Below are 10,548 nucleotides of genomic sequence, written 5' to 3' on the forward strand. Positions count from 1 at the left end.
CAGGTTGTCTTGCTGGGCCATCGTTCGTGTCGGCCGTCAGCTATCAGGCGTGTCGGGGAGTGCCCGGCGCCAGGACTGTGGATGAAGGAGCCGGGTTGGGTGTGGGTATCGCGGAGAGCCACTGTGGTGGGCGGCGACCGGCGAGCCGGGCTGCCCATGCATCGCGCGGCAATGCATGGGCAGCGATGACACGAGGTCCGTATCCCGGCCCCGTGGCAGCGCGCCCCCTGTTGCCAGGCGCTCTTAGCCGGCTGAGTAAGGTGGACAACGCGGTGGGTGAGTGCCCGCCGGGGGTGCTGCCGCGCGATCAGATGATCATAATGCCATTACCCGGCTGCCTAGGGCCGGTGGTCCGTTCCCGCCAGACACACAAAATTCCGCCGGCTCCGGACGAGAGTGTCCAGTTTCGGGGATCATGCGGCGTTCGTCCGGGGAATCCATTAGGGTTTGTCCACATTAGTAAAAATTAAAGCAGGGTTATCTATTATCTGCATAGATCTAGGTGGCTGTGATGAGATCGAACGAGCGTGGTGCGAGTGGACGGCACTCCGGGCGACGGGCGGGCCCGAACCGACATCCGGGCTGTGCCGGTGGATCCGAACTGACCTGAACTGGTTGGCTGCCCAATCATGGTCCAGGTCGGAGACGATCCACGCGACGGACATCTAGCCCTGCCCCGACCAGCGGAACAGCCGAGGGATCGGGCCGAGTTCGTTCGGCAGCTCTACGCCGAGCACGGCGCCCCGTTGCTGTCCTACGTACTGCGGCTGACGGTCGGTGACCGGTATCGCGCGGAGGACATCGTCCAGGAGACGTTGCTGCGGGCTTGGCACAATGCGGAGGCATTGACCCCGGAGCGGGGTTCCGTACGTGGTTGGCTCATGCGGGTTGCACATAATGTCACAGTCGATGGTTACCGCGCGAAGCGGGCGCGGCCAACCGAAGTGAACCAGGACGACGCCGCGGAGACCGCCGTCTGGGACCGTTCTGAGGAGGTTTTGACCGCACTTGAAGTTAAACGGGCGCTGTCCCGTCTCACCCCCGAGCACCGTGCCGTCCTCATAGAGGTGTACTTCAAGGACAGGACAGCTGTAGAAGCTGCTCGTGTCCTGGGTATTCCGGTCGGTACGGTCAAGTCGCGGATCCACTATGCGTTACGGACTCTTCGACTTGCGTTCGATGAGGGGCGGGAGTTGGCTGTATGACCACCGATGTGGAGTACCGCCGTGCGCTCGGCGCCTACCTGCTCGGGGCGCTTGAGCCCGAGGAGGAGGCGCGGCTTGAGGAGCATGTGCGCTCCTGCGAGTCGTGCCATGCCGAGTTGCTTGATCTGGGCGACACCGTCGCGGATCTGGCGGCTGGCACCATGACCGAGGAGGATGAGGTTGTGGGCCTGCCGGCGCCGGACACGATCCCGGCCGGCCCACCGCTGGCCGGTCTGCCGCCGAATGCTCTGCCACGACGGCTGTTGTTCGCGGTTGCTGCCGCGGCCGCAACCGGTGTGGCGACTGCGGGCGCGGTCGGTTTCGCTATGGGTAACTCCAACAGTGCCGCGCCGGTGCCGGTGGCCGCGCCCACACCGTCCGTCGGCGTCCGTACTGTGGAGGGCAGCGATACCAAGACAGCTGTCACCGGCCGGGCCGTACTCACCCCGGCTGTCTGGGGAACCGGAATTCAGCTTACGGTAGCAGGTACCCAACGCGCTGTTGCCGCTGGAGAGCGTTGCAGGCTCGTCGCGGTTTCCCACAAGGGAATCCAGGACATCGCCGGCACCTGGGTCGTACCACCCCACTCACCCACGCCCGCGGGCGAACGTATCAGTGGGGCTGTCGGTATTCCCATAGAACACATCGCCACACTTATGATTATTACGCCTGATGGTCAGGAGATCTTGGCGGTGCCCGTGTAACCGGCCGCGCCGGCCGGGGACGGACCGGCGCTTGGTGGCGGCCTCGGCACCGTGCCGAGGCCGCCACCAGCGGTCTTTTCCCGGATTGCCAGCGTCGTGGCCGTTCGCTGGCGCCCTCGTCACACGGGGCCGGGTCGGTACGGCGCCGGCTGTGGGTCCCTTCCATCGCATGCGCGCCTCCCGCGCCTGCGCCGCCGGGTTCACGACGCAGGCGCGGGAGCATCACTGGAACAGTTCCTCGACTGTCGGGACAGGGACGAAGCCGCACTGGACGAGTTGGGCCTGCCGCCGGCTGACGAGCTGGGCGCGGCCCGGGGGAAGCGTCCGGGGCCGGACGTCGCCGAGGAACGTACCCTCGTCCCGGGGACATGACATCAACAGCGCTGGCGTGCCGAGATCCCACAGCCGACGCATGATCGGGTCGTACATCGCCCGTGATGCGCCCGCCGCGGCCCGGGAGATGATGAGATGCAGGCCGATGTCGGCTCCCTGGGGAAGCAGGTCCAGCAACGGCTCCAGCGGAGTCGTCATTCCGCTTGACACCAGGTCGTAGTCGTCGACGACGACGAACAACCGCGGTCCTATCCACCAGTCGCGCCGCCGCAGCCGATCGGGAGTGATCTCCGGGCCTGGCAGCCGGGCGCGCAGCGTTTCGCTGGCTTCGCGGATGATCTGTCGCAGGGCGTCGCTCGACACGGCGTAGCCGAGCTGGCGCTCTGGCGTCACCATGGAGAAGAGGTCTCGCCGGTAGTCGGCCAACATGATCCGTGCTTCCGCGGTCGAGTACCGTTTCTCGACGGCTTGTGCGACGAGGCGCAGGAGGTTCGTCTTCCCCGCGCCCGCGTCACCGATCACGATCAGATGGGCGGATTCGCTGAAGTCGTGGAACACCGGTTCAAGCCGATGTTCGTCGAGACCGATGGCCATCCGCAGGTCGCCGTCGGGCGGGGGCAGCCGTTCGGCGGCGAGGAGGTTGGGCAGCAGCCGTACCGCTGGGGCGCTCGGGCCGGGCCAGGCCTGGAGCACCGCGTCCACCACGGCCCGGGTTGCGATAGCAAGATCGTTAATGGTCGTCGAGGAGTCGAGGCGCGGCAGCGCGGAGAGGAAATGCAGCGCTTCGGACGTCAGGCCCCGGCCGGGCGTCGCGGGCACGTTCGCGGCGGCTCGGCTGCCCACCTCGGAGTCGAGCGTGTCGCCCAAGTGCAGTTCGAGTCGGCTGCCGATCAGGTCCCGCATGCCTGGCCGGATTTCCGACCAGCGTGCGGCGGAAATGATCAGATGCACGCCGTAGTTGAGGCCGCGGTTGGCGAGGTCTGACAGCACCGGCTCGAGCTGTTCGAACTCCTGGCGGAGGGTGAACCAGCCGTCGATCACGATGAAGACGTCCCCATACGGGTCTTCCTGGTAGCCGCCGTCACGGCGCAGCTGTCGATAGTCCGTCATGGACGCGAGGCTGTGGTCGGCGAAGAGCCGTTCGCGAGCGGTGAGCAGGCCGGACACCTCGGCCACGATGCGGGTGACCCGGTCGACGTCGAGCCGGGAGGCGACGCCGCCGACGTGTGGCAGGTCGGCGAGCCCGCCGAGCGCACCACCACCGAAGTCGAGGCAGTAGAACTGCACCTGCCGTGGGGTATGGGTCAGCGCCAAGCTGAGGATCAGGGTGCGCAGCAGGGTGCTCTTCCCACTCTGCGGTGCCCCGACCACACCGACGTGGCCGGCGCCCCCGGCGAGGTCGACCATGAGCAGGTCGCGCAGGCCGTCGAACGGCCGGTCGACGATGCCGATCGGCACTGACAGTTCGGACCGGTCCGGTCGACTCAGCGGTACCAGGCCGTGTTCCGGATCCGGGGCCAGCGGCGGCAGGAGCTGGTCCAGAGTGGGCGGGTTGGACAGCGGCGGGAGCCAGATCTGGTGGGCTGGTGGCCCTTCGCCCTGCAACCGATCCAGGATGATCTGAAGGAGGGGCTTGCCGGGCGGGTTGGCATCGGACACGTCCGGTTGCTGATCGGCGTGATCCACTGAAGGCGGCAGCGTAGGCGCCATGTAACCGGCGGCGAACGCGGCCACCTGCCGGCTGGCGGCCGCGCGACTGGCGCTGACGGTGGTGGCCCGGTGCGGTGCGGAGACATAGGCCGCCCGGAAACGGATCAGAGTCGACGTGTCGGTTTTGAGATACCCGTTGCCGGGCGCCGACGGCAGCGTGTATGCGTCGGGCAGGCCGAGGACGGCGCGCGACTCCATCGCGGAGAAGGTCCGCAGCGCGATGCGGTAGGACAGATGCGATTCCAGGACGTGCACCCGTCCCTCGTCGAGACGCTGCGAAGCGAGCAGCAGATGCACCCCGAGGCTACGGCCGAGTCGCCCGATCATGACGAACAGCTCGGTGAAATCGCGTTTGCTTGCCAGCAGTTCGCTGAACTCGTCGACGATGATGATCAATGTTGGCATCGGCTCGATGGAGGCGCCTGCGATCCGAGCGCGCTCGTACTCATGGAGTGAGCTGTGCCCGGCCCTGCGCAGCGCCTCCTGCCGGCGGACCAGCTCGCCGTGCAGCGCGTCCTGCATACGGTCTACTAGCGGCAGTTCGTCCGCGAGATTTGTGATTATTGCTGATGTGTGCGGCAGCGCGTCCAGGCCCAGGAAGGTCGCGCCGCCCTTGAAGTCGACCAGTACGACGTTGAGCACCTCGGGGGAGTGGGTCATCGCGAGTGCCAGTACGAGCGTGCGCAGCAACTCGCTCTTGCCCGACCCGGTCGCGCCGATCAGTATCCCGTGCGGACCCATCCCGCCCTGTGCGGATTCCTTGAGGTCCAGCTCCACCGGGGAGCCGTCCTCGGCAACACCGATCGGCACCCGGAGCCGGTCCCAGGGACTGCGCGAGGCCCAGGCCGCCGGCGGGTCGAAAGTGTTCGGGTCACCGGTGCCGAGCAGCGTGGTGAGATTGATGTCCGTGCTCATCGGCTCGGTCGACTCCACCGAGATCTCCACCCGCTGCGCGGCCAGTTGCCGGGCGAGTGCCCGGCAACGCGTCACGTCCAGAGTGTCGGGCTGCCCCAGCCGGGTCGCGACGTCCTGGCCGGCGTTGTCGACCCCGATGGTGTCCACCCGGTCGGCTGTCGTCGCCAGGCGTAGGCCGAGCCGGTCGGCTCGCCAGCGCAGCGCCCCGTCCCCGTCCCCGTCCCCGTTGATGGCGACGGCGACGGCGTTGCGGAAGCCTGCTTCGGCGAGCCGGGCCGCGTGGGGAACCGGTACGCCGTCGAGGATCACGATGACGTAGGGCTCGTCCCGGCTGGGGGTGCTGTCGGGCTCGAACCGTGGCCGGCCGGTGAAGTCATCGCCCAGCAGCTGTTCCAGGTCAGCGTAGTCGTCGGCGAATATCCGTACCGGCCCTGCGGCGTCATGCTCGCGCGGGTGCTGCGCGTGCGGCAGCCATTTGATCCATTCCCACTCCTGCTGGCGATCGGACGCGGCGCACACGGCGATCACGAGTTCGCCCGGTGCGTGCAGGGTCGCGGCCTGAGCCAGCATCGCCCGGACCATTCCCCGCGAGGTGGCGACGTCACCCTTGATCATTATTCGGGCGAAGGCCCGCAGGTGCACAGCCATCGGCAGGCCGTGGACAGTGGCATGGGCACGGATGAAGCGCCGCAGCGCACGGGCACACAACGGTTCGAGGTCTTCGATCGGTTTGCTCTGCGGCGGACGAAAGCGCACCGCCAGCCGTTGCTCCCCGGTGGCCAGCCGGACCTCGGCGAAGTCCGGGTGGGTGAGCCGGCGTTCCCACAGCCGTCCACTCATCGCGACCGACCACAGCCTGGCCGGATCGGGGTGCAGCCACTGGGCGTTGCGCCGCTGGGCGTCCATCACCCGTCGCACCTGCCGGCGGACCTGGGACAGGTAGCGAAGGTAGTCGCGGCGTTCGCCGCGCAGTTTGCGCTTGCGGTTTCCACCTGGCATGAGCAGTTGGGCCAGCAGCATGCCGACCATCGACAGCGCCATCGCGCCGGACGCCAGGTACATGATGACCGCGGCACCCGGCTGTATGAAGATCAGAACGGTCGCGCCGGAGCCGAGCGCCATCGGCAGGTACATCAGGATGGTGTACATGCCGCCCGACTCCGTTTCGGGCAGCGCGGGCGGTTCCTGGAGGGGTAGCTCCCCGCTCGGCACTTCGGGCGCCGCGCGCCGCGGAGGCCTTCGAAAGATCACCGTACTCAACCCGAGCTCCTCGTCGTTGCTGATTCGGCAGTCAAAGCGGGCCTGTGTTTCGGGGCTCGGGCTCGGGCTCGGGCTCGGGCTCGGGGCTCGGGGACCGGGGACCGGGCTCGGGGACCGCTCGGCCATCCGGTGGCCTGGCCGCTTGGTGACCCGGCGGTGCCAGGCCGGGTACTCACAATCCCCACGGCTGAACTCACCTCGGGGGGTTCAAGCGTGCATGGGTTGGGTTGCCCGGTTCGCCCAGGCGGTCCGGCGGACTGAGCGTGCGCGAAAAAAGGAGAAATGGGGCATTAATGATGTCAACGGCTATCTCGGACCTGTGCCGGCTCACGCTGGTGTCTCCGGACCGGATCGTCGAGCTGGCGGTGCCCGTGACGGTCCCGTTGGCGGACCTGTTTCCGGCGCTGCTGCGGCAGTGCGGCGATGAGCTGGCCGAACGCGGTCTCCCGGAGGGAGGATGGGTGCTGCAGCGGCTGGGGGCCGCGCCGCTGGCAGAGGACCAGACAGCGGCATCTCTCGGGTTGTCGGACGGCGAGACCCTCTACTTACGCCCACATGGTGACCAGCTGCCGGTAGCCGACTTCGACGACCTTGTGGACGGTGTCTCCACCGGCGTGCGGTCCTTGCCGGATCGCTGGCGACCCGCCTTCACCCGGTGGCTCTTCCTGGCGCTGGCGCTCGCCACGCTCGCTGTCGCTGTCGGCATGCTTGGCTTTCGTAGTACGGCCGGTGCCGCCGGCAGTAGGGCTGTCACCGCGGGGGGCATCACGGTCGTCCTGGTCACTGGGGCGATGGTGGCGTCGCGGGCGATCGGTGATGCGGCGATCGGCACCGTTCTGGGTGTCGGCGCTCTTGGCTTCGCCGCGGTCGGCGGCCTGTTGGTCGGCCAGCTGTCGACGGATACGCCGGGCGTGTTTCTCAACGGTCCCGGGCTGTCGATGTCGGGCGCCGCGGTCGCCGCGGTTGCCGGGCTGTGCCTGGTCGCGGTCGGCGGCCTGGGACCGGTGTTCGTCACGGCGATTGCCGCCGGTGCACTGATTGCGTTTGGGGGAATGCTCACGGTCGCTGCGTCGTTGTCCGGGCCGCAAGCCGCGGCTGTCGTTGTCACGGTCGCGCTGGCGATGTCGGCGGCCGCGCCGATCACCGCATTCCGGTTCGCCGGCATGCGGATGCCTGGGCTCCCGACCGGAGCGGATGATCTGGACGACGATATCGACCCCCTGCCGGGGCAGCGGCTGCTGGATACCACCGCGGTGGCGAGCACCTGCCTGACCGCGCTGTACGCGGCGCTCGGCATTGTGACCACCGGCTGTCTGGCGCTGTTGGCGACCGACTCAGGGTGGGCGTCGATGACGGTGGCTGCGATGGTGACGGTGTTGCTCGCGCTCCGGAGCCGGGCATTGGTCGGGGCGGGCCAGCGGGCGGCACTGCTGATCCCGATGGTTGTCGGGGCGGCGTGCCTGGTCGTCGACACGGCCTTCAGAGCGTCGCCGACGGTCCGCGCCATCGTCGTCCCAGCCGGGTTGGCCGCAACCGCTGGGTTGCTCACCGCAGCTGCGGTGGCGCTACCGGGTCGTCGGATGCTGCCGCACTGGGGACGGGCCGCCGATCTGGTCGAGTCGTTGCTGGCTGCCGGCTTGATCCCGCTTGTACTGGCGTTGCTCGGCGTGTACGGCGCGATGCGGGGGTTTGGCGGATGATGCCCGGCGGTATCGGGGAGGTGGCTGTTGATGCAGACCAAGCGTGACCAACTTCAGGCATACCAGTTCGTGGTGGGGCGTGTTGTCTCGGCGCTGGTACGCGCCGAACCCGATGCGCCGACGACGCCGACCCGACGGTTCAGCATCGGGATGGTGAGTGGTGTCATGATCGCCGTGTTGGCGGTGGCCGGCGCGCTCATCTGGGGACTCGTCGCACCCGGCGGTGCGAAGGGCTGGCGGGCGCCTGGCAGCCTTGTCGTCGAGCGGGAGACCGGCAACCGGTACATGTTTGTGGAAGGCGTGCTGCATCCCGTTATGAACTACGCGTCGGCGCTGCTGCTGATGGGCGAGCAACCGCGGGTTGTGCGGGTGTCGCGGAAGTCGCTGCACGGCGTCCCACACGGTGCCCCGGTGGGTATTGCCGGTGCGCCGGACGCTTTGCCCGACCGTGGCCGTACACCGGAAGACGTGTGGTCGGTCTGTGCGCCGACAGGCACCGACGATTCGGGCAACCGGGTGACCTCGCTCACCGTGGCAGTCGGTCTGGATGCGGCGGCAGGTGGCGCCACGATCGGTCCGGAACAGGCGCTCCTCGTCCAGGATCCAGACGGCCGGTCGTACCTGGTGTGGCAGGGCCACCGGTTGCGGCTTGCTAGCGCAGCGGTCCAGTTTGCTCTCGGCTACGCTGCGGCATCGGCGCTTCCGGTGACCGGAACCTGGGTGAATACGTTGCCTACCGGATCGGATCTGCGTTGGCCGGATGTCGCCGGACGCGGGCAGCCGGGACCGGCCGTCGGTGGGCAGCCGACAGTGGTGGGGCAGGTGCTTTCGGTGCGCAATCCCGGTACCGGCAGCCAGGAGTCCTACCTGGTCCGTCCGGACGGCCTGTCGACGTTGTCTCCGCTGGCCACGGCCCTTGTGCTTGGTGACCCGGCGAGCCGTGCGGCCTACCGCGGCGCCGGCGTCCGGCTGCTGCCAGTGGACTTCTCCGCGGTTGCCGGGGCGGCCCGGTCGTCCGCACCGAGACTGTCCGTGGACTGGCCGGTGTCGTCGCCGTCACTGGTGACGGGTACGTCCCAGCCCACATCCGGGTCCCGCCCCGGCGAGTCGGTCCCATGCGTGCGACAGCGGTTCACCGACAGCGGTCCGGCGCAGCCGGAGGTGGTGCTCGCGCCGCTTTCGTCTCCGGCTGTCGCGACTGCTGCTGCCAGCGCGGCCGGCGGGGGAAGCGTCCGCGTCGCGGTTCCGCCGGGCGGCGGATTGCTTGTTCGTGATCTGCCGGTGCCCGGGGCAACCGATGGGACGCTTTATCTGATCACAGATCTGGGGCTACGGTATCCGTTGCCGTCCAAGGAAGTCGCGGCAAAACTCGGTTATAACTCGGTCACTTCGTTGCCCGTGCCGTCGCTGCTGCTCGGGCTGGTGCCAACCGGGCCGGCACTCGATCCGGCCGCTGTGTCTGTCGCTGGCCTGCCGACGCCGCCCGAGACGGGTAGTGCAGGAGCATCTAATCCTTATTGACCAGTTAGGGTGTGTTTCGTCAGTCGGTTATGGGAGCCATTGGTTGATCGCTGCGATGGTGACGGTGGCTTCGTAGCGGACAGCGAGCTTGTCATACCTGGTCGCGACCGCCCGGTTCCGCTTCAGCCGGTTGATCCCGCATTCCAGCACTATCCATCAGACAGGCCTCAGGTCCGTGCCTTCGGCAGCTTCAGCCCTTGGCCTGCCTTGTCGGCACAGCAGATCCTCCGCGCCGCGGGCCGCGACTGTTGTTTTACGTCCGGCCACACCTCCCGCAGCCAGATGGCTCGAGGTCTCGTCACGTTCGGCCGTCCGGTGCACTGGTCGCTGCGCGGAGTACCCCATGCGGTGGGGCTGTCCACCCCGGCCAGGAGGTAGGACACCCCGAACAGCCGGCCGATCAGGGTGGCGATCCGGACCAGGGCCCACCGCTGGTCGACGTTCCAGCCGTGGGCCGTCGGGCCACGATCTAACTTGCCGGCCAGCTGGGCGAGCTGGTCGTCGTCGAGACGGCAGCGGGCCGCCGGCCCTACTGACCGCAGCACGTCTCCACCCTCGGTCTCCCAGGTCTGACGCGAGGTGTAGGCCGACTTCCGAGACATCCGCAGCTGCTTGGCCACCGCCGATGGTGACATCCCGTCGATGAACAGGCCCGCGGCCAGGAGTCGGATGTGTTCCCGTCGTGCGCGATCGGCGGCGGTCAATTCACCGCTGTCCCGATACCTGGGATACCCCACGAAATCCTGTCACTACTCCATGAGTTCACGATCAGTAAGAGCGCCCGGCTGTCCGTGGCCCCTCACCGGGGCCCGCCAGTTCGTCGCTCTGCGTAGCTACCTGTCGACGCCCGCAAAAACGGGGGTCGCGATGCTTGACGCCCTCGGACGCCTCGCCAAGGGCTGCTCCTGGCTGCCCTCTGAGGTTCTCAGCGCCGTTGTATAGCTAACTAACCGGCAGGCTACCACGGAGCCGGAAACGCCTGAACAGTTGCAATCTTTATTCGTAGCAGGTGAACATTGTATAACCATGGATGAATATCGGAGGAAATTTTAATTCCGCCCGAATCGGTGGGTGTGCCTGGGATTTTGGCTGGAATTGATAGTCCAATATGAATATGGCGTAGTTCTAAGTGAACGCCGCAGGAAGTCCGGATTCTGCCTGAACCGGCAGTCGTGGCTGGGCCGTGACGGGAGTTGACGG

General features: G+C 67.6%; 6 protein-coding genes and 1 pseudogene. 4 read left to right on the plus strand and 3 right to left on the minus strand.

What is annotated here, in order from left to right:
- Positions 1 to 629 precede the first annotated feature (629 nt).
- Positions 630 to 1,205, plus strand: a complete 576-nt coding sequence (locus MJ777_RS20545) for a sigma-70 family RNA polymerase sigma factor (RefSeq protein ID WP_239311946.1) — start codon at positions 630 to 632, stop codon at positions 1,203 to 1,205.
- Positions 1,202 to 1,909 carry a zf-HC2 domain-containing protein gene (locus tag MJ777_RS20550; RefSeq protein WP_239311947.1) on the plus strand — a complete coding sequence of 236 codons (708 nt, stop codon included), beginning with the start codon at positions 1,202 to 1,204 and terminating at the stop codon, positions 1,907 to 1,909. Before MJ777_RS20545 ends, MJ777_RS20550 begins: the two co-directional genes overlap by 4 nt.
- Before the next feature lie 222 nt (positions 1,910 to 2,131).
- On the opposite strand, the gene eccCa is transcribed toward MJ777_RS20550, so the two are convergent.
- Complete coding sequence (gene eccCa / locus MJ777_RS20555) at positions 2,132 to 6,127, minus strand: type VII secretion protein EccCa (protein WP_370652792.1); 3,996 nt, start codon at positions 6,125 to 6,127, stop codon at positions 2,132 to 2,134.
- 296 nt (positions 6,128 to 6,423) lie between these two features.
- Between eccCa and eccD the strand changes: the two genes are divergently transcribed.
- Positions 6,424 to 7,827, plus strand: coding sequence for a type VII secretion integral membrane protein EccD (gene eccD, locus MJ777_RS20560; RefSeq protein WP_239377496.1), 1,404 nt, complete (start codon positions 6,424 to 6,426; stop codon positions 7,825 to 7,827).
- Positions 7,828 to 7,857: 30 nt separating this feature from the next.
- Positions 7,858 to 9,348: a type VII secretion protein EccB gene (gene eccB, locus MJ777_RS20565; RefSeq protein ID WP_239377497.1), complete on the plus strand. Its 1,491-nt coding sequence runs from the start codon at positions 7,858 to 7,860 to the stop codon at positions 9,346 to 9,348.
- 27 nt (positions 9,349 to 9,375) lie between these two features.
- Here the strand turns inward: eccB and MJ777_RS20570 are convergent.
- Both MJ777_RS20570 and MJ777_RS20575 read right to left on the minus strand, forming a co-directional pair.
- A pseudogene (locus tag MJ777_RS20570) lies at positions 9,376 to 9,495 on the minus strand (IS5/IS1182 family transposase); the annotation flags it as partial.
- A gap of 20 nt (positions 9,496 to 9,515) precedes the next feature.
- Positions 9,516 to 10,085, minus strand: coding sequence for a helix-turn-helix domain-containing protein (locus MJ777_RS20575; RefSeq protein WP_239377498.1), 570 nt, complete (start codon positions 10,083 to 10,085; stop codon positions 9,516 to 9,518).
- Between the last annotated feature and the right edge of the window lie 463 nt (positions 10,086 to 10,548).

Source organism: Protofrankia sp. Cj5, assembly GCF_917627405.1.
GTDB lineage: Bacteria > Actinomycetota > Actinomycetes > Frankiales > Frankiaceae > Protofrankia.